Source organism: Methanobrevibacter woesei, from assembly GCF_003111605.1.
GTDB classification, from domain to species: domain Archaea; phylum Methanobacteriota; class Methanobacteria; order Methanobacteriales; family Methanobacteriaceae; genus Methanocatella; species Methanocatella woesei.
This window is the reverse complement of the sequence record NZ_MZGU01000004.1, coordinates 457,900-475,999: the sequence shown is the minus strand read 5'-3', so window position 1 is coordinate 475,999 and position 18,100 is coordinate 457,900. Positions and strand designations below refer to the sequence as shown.

At 30.4% G+C, this 18,100-nt stretch carries 16 protein-coding genes and 1 CRISPR repeat array; of the genes, 4 read left to right on the top strand and 12 right to left on the bottom strand.

Annotated features, from left to right (window positions below; all coding sequences use genetic code 11):
• Positions 1-16: 16 nt before the first annotated feature.
• Entirely contained in the window at positions 17-715 is a 699-nt protein-coding gene (locus MBBWO_RS04965) for a zinc ribbon domain-containing protein (RefSeq protein WP_116669773.1), read from the top strand.
• A 19-nt stretch (positions 716-734) separates the two neighbouring features.
• Here MBBWO_RS04965 and MBBWO_RS04960 read toward each other — a convergent pair whose 3' ends face one another.
• Complete coding sequence (locus MBBWO_RS04960; protein WP_207771576.1) at positions 735-1,268, bottom strand: methylated-DNA--[protein]-cysteine S-methyltransferase; 534 nt, start codon at positions 1,266-1,268, stop codon at positions 735-737.
• Between the two features lie 160 nt (positions 1,269-1,428).
• On the opposite strand from MBBWO_RS04960, the gene MBBWO_RS04955 reads away from it, so the two are divergent.
• Positions 1,429-1,959 carry a flavodoxin family protein gene (locus MBBWO_RS04955; RefSeq protein ID WP_116669772.1) on the top strand — a complete coding sequence of 177 codons (531 nt, stop codon included), beginning with the start codon at positions 1,429-1,431 and terminating at the stop codon, positions 1,957-1,959.
• Between the two features lie 27 nt (positions 1,960-1,986).
• On the opposite strand, the gene MBBWO_RS04950 is transcribed toward MBBWO_RS04955, so the two are convergent.
• The 3 genes from MBBWO_RS04950 to aroA form a co-directional block, all read right to left on the bottom strand.
• The gene (locus tag MBBWO_RS04950) at positions 1,987-2,361 is read right to left on the bottom strand and encodes a transcriptional regulator (RefSeq protein WP_116669771.1); all 375 of its coding nucleotides are present in this window, start codon (positions 2,359-2,361) and stop codon (positions 1,987-1,989) included.
• A gap of 90 nt (positions 2,362-2,451) precedes the next feature.
• Positions 2,452-3,081: an endonuclease III domain-containing protein gene (locus tag MBBWO_RS04945; RefSeq protein WP_116669770.1), complete on the bottom strand. Its 630-nt coding sequence runs from the start codon at positions 3,079-3,081 to the stop codon at positions 2,452-2,454.
• A 9-nt stretch (positions 3,082-3,090) separates the two neighbouring features.
• Positions 3,091-4,407, bottom strand: a complete 1,317-nt coding sequence (gene aroA / locus MBBWO_RS04940) for a 3-phosphoshikimate 1-carboxyvinyltransferase (protein WP_116669769.1) — start codon at positions 4,405-4,407, stop codon at positions 3,091-3,093.
• Between the two features lie 246 nt (positions 4,408-4,653).
• Between aroA and MBBWO_RS04935 the strand changes: the two genes are divergently transcribed.
• Positions 4,654-5,547 (top strand): Ppx/GppA phosphatase family protein, encoded by an 894-nt coding sequence (locus MBBWO_RS04935; RefSeq protein ID WP_165807927.1) that lies wholly within the window; start codon positions 4,654-4,656, stop codon positions 5,545-5,547.
• Between the two features lie 2 nt (positions 5,548-5,549).
• Complete coding sequence (gene ppk1 / locus MBBWO_RS04930) at positions 5,550-7,673, top strand: polyphosphate kinase 1 (protein WP_116669767.1); 2,124 nt, start codon at positions 5,550-5,552, stop codon at positions 7,671-7,673.
• 13 nt (positions 7,674-7,686) lie between these two features.
• On the opposite strand, the gene cysS is transcribed toward ppk1, so the two are convergent.
• The 8 genes from cysS to csm5 all read right to left on the bottom strand — a co-directional run bounded on the left by cysS (position 7,687) and on the right by csm5 (position 18,100).
• Positions 7,687-9,051 carry a cysteine--tRNA ligase gene (gene cysS / locus MBBWO_RS04925; RefSeq protein WP_116669766.1) on the bottom strand — a complete coding sequence of 455 codons (1,365 nt, stop codon included), beginning with the start codon at positions 9,049-9,051 and terminating at the stop codon, positions 7,687-7,689.
• A gap of 22 nt (positions 9,052-9,073) precedes the next feature.
• A complete protein-coding gene (gene cysE / locus MBBWO_RS04920; RefSeq protein WP_116669765.1) occupies positions 9,074-9,772 on the bottom strand; it encodes a serine O-acetyltransferase in 699 nt (232 codons plus the stop codon).
• A 16-nt stretch (positions 9,773-9,788) separates the two neighbouring features.
• A complete protein-coding gene (gene cysK, locus MBBWO_RS04915) occupies positions 9,789-10,739 on the bottom strand; it encodes a cysteine synthase A (protein ID WP_116669764.1) in 951 nt (316 codons plus the stop codon).
• A gap of 386 nt (positions 10,740-11,125) precedes the next feature.
• Positions 11,126-13,356: direct repeats of the CRISPR family, unit length 37 nt; unit sequence GTCGCAATCCTTATTTTATTGGAATCCTTTCTGCAAT.
• A 307-nt stretch (positions 13,357-13,663) separates the two neighbouring features.
• A complete protein-coding gene (gene cas1, locus MBBWO_RS04910) occupies positions 13,664-14,668 on the bottom strand; it encodes a CRISPR-associated endonuclease Cas1 (RefSeq protein WP_116669763.1) in 1,005 nt (334 codons plus the stop codon).
• A 6-nt stretch (positions 14,669-14,674) separates the two neighbouring features.
• Positions 14,675-14,956 carry a CRISPR-associated endonuclease Cas2 gene (gene cas2 / locus MBBWO_RS04905; protein ID WP_116669762.1) on the bottom strand — a complete coding sequence of 94 codons (282 nt, stop codon included), beginning with the start codon at positions 14,954-14,956 and terminating at the stop codon, positions 14,675-14,677.
• Positions 14,956-15,612, bottom strand: a complete 657-nt coding sequence (locus tag MBBWO_RS04900) for a CRISPR-associated endonuclease Cas6 (RefSeq protein WP_116669761.1) — start codon at positions 15,610-15,612, stop codon at positions 14,956-14,958. Before MBBWO_RS04900 ends, cas2 begins: the two co-directional genes overlap by 1 nt.
• 3 nt (positions 15,613-15,615) lie before the next feature.
• The gene (locus tag MBBWO_RS04895) at positions 15,616-16,941 is read right to left on the bottom strand and encodes a TIGR02710 family CRISPR-associated CARF protein (protein WP_116669760.1); all 1,326 of its coding nucleotides are present in this window, start codon (positions 16,939-16,941) and stop codon (positions 15,616-15,618) included.
• Between the two features lie 40 nt (positions 16,942-16,981).
• Positions 16,982-18,100: a type III-A CRISPR-associated RAMP protein Csm5 gene (gene csm5 / locus MBBWO_RS04890; protein WP_116669759.1), complete on the bottom strand. Its 1,119-nt coding sequence runs from the start codon at positions 18,098-18,100 to the stop codon at positions 16,982-16,984.

Genomic DNA, 18,100 nt, shown 5'->3' with positions numbered 1-18,100 from the left:
CCAATAGTGAATTAATATGAGTAAAAAATGTCCAAAATGCGGTGCTCAATTAGAAGACATAGCTAAATTTTGCACAAAGTGTGGTTGTTCATTAACAGAGATTAATTCAAAGGATAAAATAGAAGCAACACCTTTTTCAAAGGAAAATAACAACTCAAAAAGCACTAAAAATAATTCTAAAAAAATAAAAATTGATCCAACAAATAAACAATCCTCAAAACCTGATTCAGGAGTAAATACTAAAACTGTAGGAATTGTAGGATTAATAGCTATTGGTTTAATTATTATAATAGCTGCAATGAGTTTTATGCCAAGTGGAAGTGATGTTGTAGAAAAAGTTACAATCAGTGTAACTCAAACAGAATCTTATGCCACAAATGAAGTAAATTACACAACAGCTAATCTTACTGAAACTGGAAACCTAGAATACTGGTACTATGTAAATGCTAACATCTATCCTTCAGATTTAAGTATGGATTTAGAGGAATATGATGCTAAAATAACTTTTTATAATGGTTCTGAAGTCATAACAGCTGTAGAAGCTTATATATACAAATATGATGATGGTACCTTTGATGTTACAGGTTCCTATACAACAAAAGAACTAGCTAATGTCACAGATATTCAAATTGAAGTGATTAACCCTACAGGAGATATAGTGGGCTCTCAAAAATCCCAGTTTACAATGGGAGATATGAGTACAGCAAGATTTTAAACCTATAAAATTAATCTCCTTATAATGCATTCCCTTTTTTAGGAATAGAAAATTTAGATAAATCAATTCCTTCTAATTTTAAAAGCCCTATCTTATTTTCAATTCCACCACCATAACCTGTTAAGCTACCATTTGAACCAACAACTCTATGGCATGGAATGATAATGCAAATTGGATTCCAACCTACTGCTCCACCAACAGCCTGAGCAGACATTTTCTTTATCCCTCTTTTACTAGCTACTTCACAGGCAATATCATTATATGTAATAACCTCACCATATGGAATTTTATTCATTATATCAAAAACTTCCTCTCTAAAGGGTGTTAAATTTTCCAATTTATATTTTGGTGTGAAATCTGGATTATTACCATCAAAATAGCTATTTAACCAATCTATAGTTTCATCAAATATATCTAAATCTTTAAAAACACCCTGATAATTGTGTTTTTTATCATCTCTTGAACCATCAAACCATAAACCAGTTAAATACTCACCATCACTTCTCATATTAATAATACCTAACGGAGAATCATATGTTTTTTTATATATCACTTTAATCACTTAATCCTTTAAATCAAATTGAGCATCTAATACATATTAGTTATATGATTTAATCTAAAAAAACTATTTTAATTTAAATATCAATATGGAAATTATATATATAACATAAAAATCAAATAGTAATGTATAAAAACAAGGAGAGTAGTTAAATATGAAAACTGTTGTAATAAATGGAAGTCCTAGAAAAGGTGGAAACTGTGAAACTTTAATTAACGAATTAATAGCTGAAATTGATGGTGAAGTAAGTAACTACTTTTTAGAAGAATCTAATATTAACTTCTGTAAAGCATGTCTTGGATGTCAAAAAGGAGACTGTGTTAGAGACGATGATTTAAACAAAGCTATGGATGAATTACAAGAAGCAGACTTACTTGTTTTTGCAACACCTATTTACTATGGTCAAATGACTGCACAAGCAAAAACCTTTGTTGACAGATTCTACCAAATCTCTCAAAATTCAGATAAAAGCTTAGAAGGAACTAAAGTAATTGTTATTGCAACCCAAGCAAACCCAACTGATGCTTTCCAAGGTTATGTTGATGGATTAGCTGGAATGCCATTTGGATACATGGGAATGGAAGTTATTGGATCTGTAGTAGCTAAAGGAACTACTGGAAAAGGAGATAAAGAAGACCTTGCTGATGCAATAGCTGAAATTAAAAAAATAGGAGAAAACTTATAATCTCCTTTAAATTACTTTTTTTAAAGATTATAAATTCTCAGAATCAATACAAGCCTTACAGTCATCACCTAATTCAGACTTGTCAATATTTAATTGTTCTATAATATCACTAGTTTTAATCTGCTTACATATAAAACAGGTTTTACTAATAATATCTGATTTTTTAGCTTCACCAGAATAAAGCTCAGATGCAAAATCATTAATTAATGAATTAACTTCATCATTAAATTTTATTCCAGACCCTCTTTTATCAGTTATATACTGAGATACAGCTGGTTGAGTAATATCCATAAGTTCAGAAACATCTTTTTGTTTCATACCTAAAGAAAGCAATGATTTAGCTAATTCAGAGCGTATTGCAGGTAAAACATACCATACTACTAATTCACATGGTGGTTTCATATAATCACCTATAAAAATTAATTTTAAAAGCTAAAAATAATCAATTTAAGTATAAGATACATTTGTTTTAATAGTATAAAACTTTTAGCATTAAATATTCTTATCACATAGCTCATCTAATGGGCAGATTTCACATTGAGGAGATATTGGTTTGCAAATATTTTGACCAAATTGAACCATTAAATCATTTAAAAGAATTTTAATATCCTCAGGAACAAAATTATCCAATTCCTTTTCAGTGTCCTCAGGATCTTTAGTATTTACAAGTCCCAATCTATTAGAAATTCTATGAACATGAGTATCTACAGGAATAGCTGGCTCTTCAAATGCATATACTAAAACACAATTAGCAGTTTTACGTCCAACTCCTGGAAGCTCCAACAACTCTTTCATATTATTAGGAACTTCTCCACCATACTGATCGATTAATATCCTTGAAACTTCTTTAATTCTTCCTGCTTTAACTCTATAAAAACCAGAACATCTAATAAGTTCTTCAACATCTTCAGTTGGTGCATCAGCCACTTCATAAATATCTTTATATTTGGAAAAAAGGTTATTTGTTGCCTGGTCTGTATTCTCATCCCGTGTTCTCTGAGATAAAATTGTTCTAACAAGTACCCTATAAGGATCTTTATCCTCAAAAACCCTTACATCAAAGACTTCATTAAGTTTTTCAACTATTAAAAGTGATTTTTCCTCTTTTGAATAATCAGACATATTATAGCCTCAATTTAACTCCAATTCAATACCCAATTCTGCCATAGCACCTATAAAATTTGGAAAAGACACATCAAAGACTTCCCCATTGGTGATTTCAACATCTTCCTTTAATCCAGCTAGTGAAAATGCCATAGCCAACCTGTGATCACCATGAGAATCCACAACACCTGAAGATATTCCACCTTCAATAGTCATTCCATCTTCATGCTCAACTACATTACAGTTTAATTTCTTAAGTTCACTACATGTTGTAGCTATCCTATCTGTTTCTTTAACTCTTGCATGTGCCACTCCAGTAATTTTAGAAGTTCCTTCAGCCAAACTGGCTAGTACAGCAACAGTAATAAGCAAGTCAGGAGAGTCACTTAAATTAACATCAATAGCTTTTAGATTACCATCCGAAGATATTTTAACATAATCCTCATGAACCTCAATGTCTGCTCCCATATCCCTGATGATATCTAGAATAACTTTATCTCCCTGTTTTGAATCTTTAAATAAGTTAAAAATTTTAGCTTCTCCACCCAAAATAGCTATTGCAGCTAAAAGATAAGATGCAGATGAATAATCTCCTTCAACAACATAATCAGTTGCCTTGTACTCATTTTTAGGGATGTCATAATAGACAACTGCACAGGTTTTATAATCCTTACTGCAGTCATCATGTTTAAACTGGATTTCTTCAGTAATATCAACACCAAATTTGGACATAATATCTAAAGACATGTCAACATAAGGTTTGGATTTGAAATCTGGAAGTACAGATAGCTGAACACCATTTTCAGATAGTGGTGCAGATATTAAAATTGAAGATATGAACTGTGAACTGATATTACCTGGAATTGAAACTTCACCCCCTGCATAGCCAGGTTTAATTAAAATTGGTGCCTTTTCATTATCTTTTAGGGATTTAGTGCTGACACCCAAATCCTTAAGTGCATCCATTAAAACACCCATAGGTCTTGTCTTAAGTGAATCATCACCAGTTAAGATTACATCATTATCAGATAAACCGGCTAAGCTAGTCATAATCCTTAGAGTTGTTCCAGAATTTCCTAAATCTATGTAATCATCAGAAGAGTTATGGAAATTGCCTCCAGTACCAACAACCTCCAAATAACCCTCTTTTTCGGTAATTTTAGCACCTAATGTTTTACATACATTAATTGAAGAAATTGTATCCTCTGAAAAAAGCATATCATAAAGTTTAGATGTTCCTTTTGCAAGAGAAGCTAAAATAACTGCCCTGTGAGAATAACTTTTAGAAGGAGGGGCTTTTACCTCACCTCCAACATTAGAAATATTTTTAACTTTAAGATTCATGATAATCATTGAAATATTTCTTAGCCTCAATTAATAAATTTATTTATCATCCTATTTTTTCTTAATAAACACTAAAAATTAACAAAATTCAAAATTAATACTCAACTTTATTAGAACTTTATACTGCAAAATGTGAAATAAAGTTCCTAAAAAGACCAAAGTTTAAATATGGATAATGAAAATATAATATTATACTTCATAAAATATAATATTATACTTCATAATAATTTGCGCAGGTATGAAAAAATGTTATACGGAATTGTAGATATTGGTTCAAATACTGTCAGATTAAACGTATATGAAATGAATGACAGCAATGCAAAGTTCCTTTTTTCTAAAAAGTATGCATTGGGTTTGGCCAGTTACATTACAAAAAGAAAACTAAATAAAACTGGTCAGGAAAGGTTAATGAATGTTGTCGAAGATATCAAAGAAGATTTAACCTATTTAAATGTTGAAAACTTTAATTTCTTTGCAACCGCTTCCATAAGAAATGTTAAAAATTCTGAAGAAGTTGTAAATAAAATCTATGATGAACTTGAAATTCCTGTTGATGTACTATCTGAAGATGATGAGGCAAAATACAGCTTTTTAGGTTCAGTATCAATTATGAACAAAAACAATGGAGTTTTAATTGATGTTGGAGGAGGCAGTACAGAAATTGTAATCTACCAAGACAAGAAAATTAAAGAATCTTACAGCCTCCCTTTAGGTTCATTAACTTTATACAATTCTTATGTCAGCTCACTTGTTCCAAATACTGAAGAATGCCTAATTATTGAACAGAGAATCCAGTTTGAACTTGAAAAAGCTAAAATCAAACCACAATACATTAAGTATATGTGTGGTGTTGGAGGATCAGTAAGGGCTGTTCTCAAACTTATGAAAGACTTAAAGTTTGTAGAACGTGGCGAAAGAATAATTAACCCAAAAACCTTGAGTATTTTAAGAAGAGAACTTTGCAATAATGATAAACAGACTTATGATAAATTAATAGCTAGTAAACCAGCAAGAATTCACACATTAATTCCTGGTTTAATCATTATCCAGCAGATTTGTAAGTTCTTCAATATTGAAGAGATACAGGTCAGTAAGTATGGTGTTAGAGAAGGCTATTTAAATGCAAAATTAGGTATGTAAAAATGACAAGAGATTATAGCTTTACCCAAAACAGAGAGTTATCCTGGTTAAAATTCAACAAAAGAGTACTGATGGAAGCAGAAGATAAAACTGTTCCTTTATTAGAACGTTTAAAATTCATATCAATTTTCGACAGCAATCTTGATGAATTCTGTATGGTTCGCTGCGGTACCCTTCACGATATTTCAAATGTTAATGTAAAATATATTGATAATAAATCCGGTTTAAATGCACAGGAGCAGCTAGATGCAATTTTTGAGCAGATGACAGATCTTTATAAACTTAAAGATAATGTTTACAGCAATGTTTGTGAAAAATTAGAAAAATATGGAATAAAAGAGCTCACCTTTAATGAATTAACCTCTGATGAAAAGAAATATGTTGAAGAATACTTTAGAGACAGAATTTTCCCTATTTTATCTCCACAGCTTATTGATTTCCAGCACCCATTTCCAAATTTTAAAAATAATGCATTGAACATTGTTGTTGTAGCCACTAATGGAAAAGGTGATAAAAAATTAAACTTTGGATTTATTAAATTTCCTCCAAGCCTGGAAAAAATGATAATTTTACCTGGAGAAGATATCAGATTTATTCTAATGGAAAATGTTATCCTAGAATATGTTGAAAAGATTTTTAAACACTTCAACATCATCTATAAAACAGTGATGTGCGTTACACGTAATGCAGATGTTAACTTTGTCCATGAACAGATTGATGCAGAAGAAAACTACAGAGACCTTGTAAAACAGGTTCTTAAAAAAAGATTAAGACTGGCTCCAATAAGATTAGAATTTTATAAAAACCAGAACAAAGATTTAACTTCATTTCTAGTTAAAAATTTACATATAAAGGATAACCAGGTACAGATCTCCCAATCTCCTCTTGACATGAGCTATGTTTATGATTTAGTTGATTATATTGAAGACAATAGAAAAACACTCTTTGATAAATTATCCTATAAACCATTTGACCCATTAGTCCCACAGGGGCTTGATTTAAATAAAAGTATAATAACTCAAGTTGAAAATAAAGATTATCTCTTTTCATATCCATTTGAATCTATGGACAACTTTTTAAAATTACTTAAAGAAGCAGCAAAAGATCCCAATGTTGTATCAATTAAAATCACAATTTATAGACTAGCTAAAGGTTCAAAAATAGCACAATATCTATTAGAAGCTGTTGATAATGGAATTGAAGTTACTGCATTAATTGAGTTACGGGCAAGATTTGATGAACAGCACAATATCCATTATGCAGAATTACTTGAAGAAGCAGGATGTAATGTAATCTATGGATTTGAAGACTACAAGGTTCACTCTAAAATCTGTCTCATTACCCGTAAGAAAGGAAAGAAATTTGAATACATCACCCAGCTTGGAACTGGTAACTACAATGAGAAAACCTCTAAAATCTACACTGATTTAAGCTACATTACCTCTAGACAGGATATTGGTGAAGATGCAGTTAAATTTTTCCAGAACATGTCACTGGACAATCTTGATGGCCATTATGAAAAACTTATTGTTTCTCCAACCTCATTTAAATCAAGTATCATCAGCAAAATACATGAAGAGATAGAAAAAGCAAAAAATGGAGAAAATGCATGTATCATAATGAAGATGAACTCACTTACTGATAGGGAACTAATTGATCTTCTTAAAAAAGCATCAAAAGCTGGTGTTAAAGTCAATCTTATTATTAGGGGAATTTGCTGTATTCTTCCAGGAATTCCAGATGTAACTGAAAATATCAGGGTTATCAGTATTGTTGGAAGATTCTTAGAACACTCCAGAATCTACTGCTTTGGTGAAGATGACAACCGTGCAATCTATCTTTCAAGTGCAGATTTAATGACACGTAATACAGAAAAAAGAGTTGAAATTGGTTTTCCAATAGAAGATGATAAGCTTAAAAAGAGAATTATTAAGATGGTTGAATTAATGTTAAGTGATAATGTAAAAGCAAGAGAAATTGACTCCAATGGAGATTATAACAAAATAGCCTACACTGGAGAGCCAATTAGCTCACAGGATATTTTCCTGACCAACCAGTTCTATGAAAAAGTTCCTGAAGCTAAAAAAGAATCATTTATTGAAAAGATTAAAAACTTATTTAAATGATTCTTTTATTTTTTTAATCGCTGATTTCATAGCCCAAATCAACTAACTTATCCCTTATTTTATCTGAAAGTTCATACTGTTTGTTTGCCCTTAATTCAGTTCTTATATCTGCAATAAGGTCAAATAACTCCTTATCTTTTGAAGAATCCTGTTTTAGGTGGAAATCAATTCCTAAAATATAGCTGACATCATCTAAAAATTCTCGAATAGCTACTAATTCACTTTCATTAAGTTTTTCATCAAGAATATCTTTTTTACTTTCATTGATTAATTTAAATACTGATGCAATAGCTTTAGGAGTGTTAAAATCATCACTCATGCAGTCAATAAACTCTTTTTTAATATTTAAAACCAGTTCATAATCAGCACTGGCATTACTATTTTTATCTACCAGTTGACCAGAGACTAACTCACAATACTTTTTAATCCTCTCAAGCCCTTTTCCTGCATCCATTAATACCTTATCTGAAAAGTCAATTTTACTTCTATAATGTTTGTTTAAGATGAAAAACCTGATTACATCCCCATCAAAGTCATTTAAGAGGTCTCTGATTGTTATGAAATTCTTAAGGGATTTTGACATCTTTTCACCAGAAACCATTAAAAATCCAGTATGAAGCCAGTACCTGACCATTGGTGATTTTCCACTTACTGCCTCCATCTGGGTGATTTCTGCTTCATGATGAGGAAAAATCAAGTCAATTCCACCTCCATGAATATCATATTGGCTTCCAAAGTAGTACTCTGTAATAGCTGTATCTTCAATATGCCAACCTGGCCTTCCCATACCCCAAGGTGAGTTCCAGCGAGGTTCTGATGGATCATCTCTTTTTTTCCATAAAACAAAATCATTCTTGTTTTTCTTGGTTGATTTTGCAAGTTCCCTGTGAGACTGGAGTTCATCAACATTGATATGTGAGAGCTTTCCAAAGTCCTTGAATTTAGCTATTTCAAAGTAGACCCCATCTTCAGTTTCATAAGCATAACCTTTCTCTATTAATCTTTCAATTTGGTCAATTATTTCAACCATATGGTCAGTAGCCCTTGCAAATAAATTAACATTATTTACATTTAAAGCATTCATATCCTCAATGTAACGTTTTTCATATTTCTTAGCTATATCAGTTGTAGGGATTCCAGTTTCTTTTGAACGGTTGATAATCTTATCATCAACATCAGTAATATTTTGAATATAAAAAACAGAATATCCCAAGTACTCAAGAAAACGTTTGATAGTATCAAAAGCTACATAAGTCCTTCCATGACCAATATGAGCATCATCATAAACAGTAGGACCACAAACAAACATATTAATCCTATTTTCATTTATAGGAACCAGATTCTCTTTTTCATGTGACAAGGTAGAGTAAATATCCATCTAAAATAACCCCAATATAATTTTATTTTTTAAAGACTTCCTCATAAGGGCAAGTTTTATCTTCATTATCAGTTAAACAAATCTTATTTTTATCATACAACAGTTCAATTTCCTTATCAATCATTCTTTGATGTTCCAAAATAGATTCAATAACTTCTGCAACAGGGTCAGGAAGCTTATTGTGATCAAGGTCAACTTCATGAGGCCTTTTGCTTTTAACAATTCTTCCAGGAACACCAACACAGGTAGACTCAGGAGGAACATCCTTAAGCACAACAGCACCAGTACCAATTTTGGAATACTCCCCAATAACAATATTCCCCATTACTTTAGCACCAGCACCAATAATAGCACCTTTCTCAACAGTTGGATGTCTCTTACCCTTATTTGTAGATGTACCACCTAAAACAACACCCTGATAAATTAAAACATCATCTGCAATTTCAGCTGTCTCCCCAATTACAACACCCATACCATGATCAATAAATACTCTTCTGCCAATCTGAGCACCAGGATGAATTTCAATTCCTGTAATAAACCTAGATAAATTAGAACCTACTCTTGCAAGAAGTTTAAACCCATGCTTCCAGAAATAATGATTACTTCTATGAAATAAAATCGCATAAAATCCAGGATAGGTAAGAAATATCTCCAAAGTAGACCTTGCAGCAGGATCCCTCATCTTTATAGATTCAATATCCTCTTTAAGATTATCAAACACTGTTTAATCCTCCAACTTAAATCATATCAAAAATCCACTCTTCAGATAAATAGCGCTCCCCATTATCAGGTAGGATTGCAATTATTCTTTTTCCTTTATTCTCTTCTCTTCCAGCTAGTTGCAATGCAGCCCAAGTAGATGCACCAGATGAAATACCTGCAAAAATTCCTTCTTTTTTAGCAAGGTTGACTAAAGTCCTGCCTGCATCCTCATCTTTTACAGGAATTACCTCATCAATCAAATCAACATCCAGTATTGATGGAATAAAGCCTGCACCAATGCCCTGGATTTTATGAGGTCCCTTTTCACCTTTGCCTAATGTCTGACAGGTAAAAGGTTCAACAGCCACTATTTTAATATTAGAATCATATTCCTTTAGAACTTTTGCAATACCATTTAAGGTTCCACCAGTTCCAACAGCTGCAACAACAATATCAACTTCCCCTTCACAGTCCCTTAAAATCTCACGAGCAGTTGTCATCTCATGGATTTTAGAGTTTGCAGGATTGTCAAACTGATGCAAGATAATTCCATTTGGAATTTCCCTTTCCAATTCCTCAGCTTTAGCTATTGCACCTTCCATTCCTTCTTCTGCAGGTGTGAGGACAAGCTCAGCACCAAAAATAGCCAATAGTTTTTGTCTTTCCTTAGACATGTTTTCAGGCATTGTTAAGATTAACCTATAACCCTTTGATGCAGCAGCAAAACCTAAAGCTATTCCAGTATTTCCACTAGTTGGTTCAATAATAACAGAATCACTGTTTAATAAGTTCTTATTTTCAGCATCTTCAATTAAATAAACACCAACACGATCCTTAATACTTCCAGTTGGGTTGAAAGATTCCATTTTCACAATAACTTCAGCATCAGAATTGTTTAAACTGTTTAGTTTGATTAAGGGAGTATTTCCAATAGCTTCACAGGCATTATTAAGAATTCCCCTTTTAAGTTCAGGAATTTTGGGCATAAAAATCAACTCTAAATAAATAAAATAAGTCAGAAGTGATTTACAAAGGGCAAAAATACCATCACCACCATAAAAAAAAGTTTTTACCCACTGTAAATCAAAATAGAAATAACAAATTGATTTACACAGACATCACATCTCCACCATAAAAAAAGAATGTCTGCTTAATGTAAATCAACATAAAATAATATGTTTTTTGTATTATATAAAATTTTGTTTTAATTAAGTGTGTTTAAAAATAAATTTGAAAATTAGCCTTATTTAGAAATTATTTTTGCAATATATAAAAATAGCTACTTAATGGTTCCAAACTAGATCTTAAATTATTTAGTGGAATCTTTTCTGCAATACTGTTAAAAGAATTCTATAAAGTTAAAGTTAAAGATGTCGCAATCCTTATTTTATTGGAATCCTTTCTGCAATCAAACCCAATGTTTGATAAAAGTAAAAGGCTTCTTGTCGCAATCCTTATTTTATTGGAATCCTTTCTGCAATTAAAAGATTATAAAATACTAGACACTATAAAAGAAGAGTCGCAATCCTTATTTTATTGGAATCCTTTCTGCAATATGTATGAAAACATTAAGAAATTCATCAGAGAAGAGTCGCAATCCTTATTTTATTGGAATCCTTTCTGCAATTAAACATATGCTTTCACTACCAACAAATCATCGATGAGTCGCAATCCTTATTTTATTGGAATCCTTTCTGCAATAAGAATTATTAAAACACGACCCAATAAAATACTACATGTCGCAATCCTTATTTTATTGGAATCCTTTCTGCAATAATAAACAATATAATTATTGTGAGTTAGGAAAAATTAGTCGCAATCCTTATTTTATTGGAATCCTTTCTGCAATATAGATAAAAAATGGCAAAAAGCAATAAAAATACAAATGTCGCAATCCTTATTTTATTGGAATCCTTTCTGCAATATAGATAAAGATATTAAAACTTTATTTAATGTTTTAGTCGCAATCCTTATTTTATTGGAATCCTTTCTGCAATATAGATAAAGATATTAAAACTTTATTTAATGTTTTAGTCGCAATCCTTATTTTATTGGAATCCTTTCTGCAATAATTAAATTTTAATGAATTAGTAACAAAACAATTAATGTCGCAATCCTTATTTTATTGGAATCCTTTCTGCAATAAAAGGGATATTAGGGGTTTAAATAACCTTTTTGAGTCGCAATCCTTATTTTATTGGAATCCTTTCTGCAATAAAATGCTCTGTACAAAAACCTATTGTCGACAAAGAGTCGCAATCCTTATTTTATTGGAATCCTTTCTGCAATTAATATATTTTATGAAAAATACGGATCTGTCGACTCCGTCGCAATCCTTATTTTATTGGAATCCTTTCTGCAATGAATGAGTTGGTATATGATTGACTCAGGAGTTACAAGTCGCAATCCTTATTTTATTGGAATCCTTTCTGCAATACTACTAATTAATCTATTGGAGGTGGTTCATGTGAGTCGCAATCCTTATTTTATTGGAATCCTTTCTGCAATTAGTGTAAAAGGTGGTTTAAATGAATATAAGACAACGTCGCAATCCTTATTTTATTGGAATCCTTTCTGCAATATGACAGTAGAAGAGATTAAAAGCAGTATAGACAAGTCGCAATCCTTATTTTATTGGAATCCTTTCTGCAATACTTGAAGAAGTAATTGCAAAAATGGAGGCATTCTAAGTCGCAATCCTTATTTTATTGGAATCCTTTCTGCAATGCTCAAATTTGATAATCCAAATTTCTAGCTTGTATTGTCGCAATCCTTATTTTATTGGAATCCTTTCTGCAATACATTATATCATGAAATGGGGCATTGTCTTGACTTCGTCGCAATCCTTATTTTATTGGAATCCTTTCTGCAATAAAACAGTAGAAAAAATTCTTGATGAATATAGAAGGTCGCAATCCTTATTTTATTGGAATCCTTTCTGCAATAATAATAAAAAATTTGTGTAAGACTTTATTGTATGACGTCGCAATCCTTATTTTATTGGAATCCTTTCTGCAATGTGATAAATATGATAGTTTTAAAAATACTTAAAGAAGTCGCAATCCTTATTTTATTGGAATCCTTTCTGCAATATACAATCGTCCTTAACGTAAATAACCCATTCAGATGTCGCAATCCTTATTTTATTGGAATCCTTTCTGCAATAATAATAAGGATGAAGAATTAGGATATATAAATATGTCGCAATCCTTATTTTATTGGAATCCTTTCTGCAATAATTAGTAAAATCCAATATGAAGCAATGACCGAGGAGTCGCAATCCTTATTTTATTGGAATCCTTTCTGCAATTAGATATGTGGTTAAAAAACAGTGATGGATATGATGAGTCGCAATCCTTATTTTATTGGAATCCTTTCTGCAATAATAGAAGAAGGGAATGGTGCATGGATAATGGAAAAGTCGCAATCCTTATTTTATTGGAATCCTTTCTGCAATTTGAAAACCAAAATTTCAACAGATTTATCATAGGAAAGTCGCAATCCTTATTTTATTGGAATCCTTTCTGCAATACAAGAAGAAAAAGGAGAGCTTTAAGCTTTCCTTTGTCGCAATCCTTATTTTATTGGAATCCTTTCTGCAATAGGTCAAAAATTTACTTAATTTTTCCTATAACCTGCAGAAAAGTTGCGTTTTTACAAAGTTCATGTGCAAATATTAAAATAGAATACACTTAATAAATATTTGCACAACTAATATTTATAATTATACCATCCAAAGCTTAAATAAACAACCAAATATTCAAAATATAAAGGTATACTCTAAAGTTTATCAATAAAAACATTCAAAACATAGTTTACAGAACCAAAAAATAGCTTAAAACAAATTTTATTTTTAAAAGAAAAAATAGATAAAATTAAAAATTTAAAAAAATAGCTAACATTTGCACAATTACCATCTTAAGTAAAAAGGCACATATGGAATATTATCAATTAAAAAAGACACAATCTTCCTTGATTGACCCATAATAATATCACAATAAGCTATTTTCTTATCACCATAAGTTATCTTATTAGACAACTTATTTAAAATATTTTGAATCAATATTTGTTTTCCACTATTTTTAATTAAAACTGATCTATCATTTATTGAAAAATCATTAAGTGTAATTTGATTTTTATTAACTAAAGATAAGACCGTTTTATCAACTAGCTGCTGTCTAAATTCTTCCATTAAATCAAAAATCAAACTTGGCCTTCCATGCCTATCTGAATGCAGAAACCCACAGTATGGATCAAGACCAGATAAATGAAGCGATTTCCATATTTCAGACTGTAAAATTGCATAAGAATAGTTTAACATTGCATTTATTGGATCCTGTGCATATCTTCCACTTCTAATACTGAAATTAAAATCATCAGGAATTATTGATTTAACTGCCTTCCAGTATTCAACTGATGCCTGGCCTTCAACACCAAAAATCTTTGATTGAATTTCAGAAGAAGGCATTATCCTTATTTTATCAAGCTTAACCACTAGCTCAGATAATTTATCTCTTTGTTCTTTTAAAAAATCATTATCTTCCCTTGATTTGGCTAAAGTACCTAATGTTGCTTTTTGGTTTTCTATTTTTGATTTTATAAAAGCTTTTGCAAGAAATCCACTTCTTTTATCCATTAAAGAATAGTACTGCTCTTTTCTAATTTGAATATTCTTATTTTCACCAGAAGCCAACCTATACTTAACATCCCCTCTCCAGTCAATGCTTAAACAATCCACATCATTTTTAGCTAGCAATTCTAAAGCATCAAAAGTAATTGAACCTTTTCCTAAAATTAAAATCTGTTCTAAGTCTTTTGCAAGGAAAAAATCCAATTCCCTATCATCTTCTTTAATTACAATCTGATTGTCCCTTTTACGGATAGACTTCCCATAGCCATCTACTACTAATTTCATATTAATCTAAATAAATCTGAATACCTGATCTTTAACAGGTAATTCCACATCCCCTGAAAGTAAAATAGAATCCTTACAACTTTCACAAAAAGGAAAAAGAATCACACTATCATTATCAGAAGATAAATAAAGTTCAAAATTTTCTGACAAATCTAGTCTTGATTCTAAATCCAAATAACCTATAAAAACAGATTTCTGAATCCTGTGCAGACCAAAATGTTGCAATTGCTTAATTAAATTGGATCTGCTTGTATTATCCGCAATATCATAAACAACAACAGTTAACATTATTTAATCTCACAAACAGTTCCAAAACCATGACTAACACCTTTTCCTAGGCCAAAAAAGTCAGGAATATCATAATGAACCTTAAACTCACCAACAAATCCATTAAATATTACAGATTTATATTTAACTTGTTTAATTTCAAAGTGAGATTTAACATGAAGTCTTTTATTAACAATAATACCGAGCCCTTTAGACATGGAAAGAAGATTTCCAACAAGAATATTGTTTAAAAAGTTCTTTTTATCCTTCCAACCATACAACTCATTGTATTTAGAGTAATTTTTCTGATTTAAACCCAACCAAGGAGTTACAAACTTATAATGCTTTTCTTCAGAAGAAGGTTTTACATCCACCTCTTTTTCAGAGAGGATTTTCTCAGTAACCTTATACTCCTTATTTAACTTAAAAATATTCAAATCAGAAGATATCTCTTTTAAAACATCTCCTCCCTCTTCAATTCCTAAAATTACTACATCACCATTAATAATTTTATATTGTACTAAAGGGTATGTGAGAAGGTGATTATCATTACCATAATGATTATGTAAAAGAGGATAATCTTTAAATGTGTTTCCAATATACCCCCTTACCTTATTTGCACCTTCTACAACTGTTTTATCAGTTTTTAAAGTTAAATTTACAGTATTAATTTTCATATACTACTCCTTAAATTTAGGAAACTTCGCCATTTCCATATATTTTTCAATTTCTGGAAATACACCAATTGCATACTTTAAGACACCTTCAAATAGATTTTCAGCGTCATCTTTAGAAAATGGATTGAGACCATGAGCTAACAATGAATCATTACGTTTACTTACCATATCCTTTAATTTATTATCATCTAAATAATCTTTAGCATATTGGCATCCGAGATATCCTAAAAATTCAAAACTTTTAGATAATGCAAGTTTCACCACACCTTTTTTAGCATACCAATAATCGTCTAAACCTTTAATGTATTCAACAGCTTCTTTATTATCACAATTTTCAATAGCTTCTAATGGAATGCGGAATATTTTATGATCTCTTAGACGGGACAATTCAATAAACCCTTCATTTGCTAAACCAGTTTGTGCAATGAGTTCAGTAGCACGATATAATCTGGCAACAGCATCATCATATTTACCTTCTTCAATTCTTCTTGAAGCATTGTTTAATAAATCCGGCAGATAATATTTAACATCATTTTCTTCAATTAGACCTTTTCTAGAAATTTTTAGCTTTAAAAATTCAATATTATCTTCAAGTTGTGATAAAAATTTAGGAGATTCTTTTTCAATAGTATTTTTAATATTTTCAGAATCATTAATTTTCTTTAAAATGTGATTTTCCAAATAGCTATTCAAAGTTTTCTTGTTTATTTTGTTATCGAATTTATCCCAAACATCATACAATTCAACTAAATCAACATATAAATTAGCCAATTCCCTAAGATGTTCATCCTCTAATTTTTCACTAGCTGATTTGAAATTTGATTTAGCTGCAGTAAATTGATATTTATTGAAGAAATCCATCCCCCTACTAAATTCAACAACAGCATATACTTCATATGGGTCTTTTTGATTTTTAATCTCCTCAAAACCAGATAAAACAACCCCCACACCATTTTTGTCTCTTCCTCCACTACCTTTATTAGAGCCAACATAAGAAAAACTACATTTTTCACCAATAGATGCAAGAACCAAACCCGCACCCATTGGTTTAGTACCTCCAGTAAAATTTATATGAATCTCATAATCGTTCATTAAAAATTCCATAATTTCTCTAGATTTTGAAAAAGATTCTTCAAGACTTTCTGGATTTTTAAGTTCTTTTAAACGATACTGAGAACTATCATAATCAAAGTTGTTTAATATGATATCTACAGATTTTCTTGTATCTTTTGAATGAAGAAAATATATAAAATCTGGTTTAAATCTTTCAATAGAATAAATTAAAGGCTCTTCAGAACCTCCAACACTTAAAACTAATGCTTTTTGCATAATATCACCTTTAATCTAATAATTATTATAATTACTTACACTATATTTCATTAATTGATAATTGAACCCAACCTAAAGGAGTTTTTTCTTTACATGTAATTTTCCTAGATTTAGGGAAGCAATAAGGATACGAATTCTTATGATGAGCGCTTTTTCTAACATTTTCAAAGAAAGCTGTGCCATTATAGTCATCATATTCTTTAATTTTAAGTCCAATTGTTGTTGCTAAAAATCCTGATCCTCCCCCGATTTTGAGAAGTGGTTTATCGGGAGTATTGTGTTTTTCTTGTGTTTTATAAAACTCTGATAAATAAGAAATATCATATTCTTCAGCAAATTCAAGCTCATGCTTAATATACTCTTTAGAAAATTTATAAATTGATTCTTTTATATAATCCAAATCAATTAACTGTTCTTTATCATCAATACCTAATGTGCGATAAATTTTTTTATCAAAGTTTGTTGACAAATTAAATTTAAGATTAATATTTTCATTTATTGTCTCCAAATAAGTTATAACTACCTTATCTCTTGAATATTTTTCATTTGTGAAAGGAATCTTAGCCATCACTGAAAATACATCATGAACACTTATTTTTTTAGCAGCTGTTGAATCAGAAATCCTTAAAAATTTCATAACACTGCTTTGAGCATCATTTCCTCCTCTTGATGAAAAAATACTCTTAATAATTCTTGAATCAGAATTATTTCTTTTATCAAATTTTCCCATAAACCACTTAATATCATTAAAATCCAAGGAATTATATAAGATAGCTGTTTTAATAGCTCCTTTAATTGAAGATCCTGGAATATATGCTTTATTTAAAGATTTGATAATTTCATTAATATCTTGATTAGGACCAGGATTATTTTTACATTCGTTATAAGTGAAATAGATTCTATATTTATTTGGTATTTTTGAGTCAAAATCTGCTAATCTAAAGTTAGGAGTTGATAAGTCATTTATAAATTTATCTTTTTCATCATCATTTAAAGACAAATAATACTTGGATACATTTATTCTCTTAAATATATCAAATATTTCTCCGTTCTTATTTTTAGCTTTAGTTGAAACATATTCAGAAGCCCCATATTCATTTCCAGAACCAATATAAACTGGAGATAAAACCTTTAGATTACATTCATAATTATTAGCCAT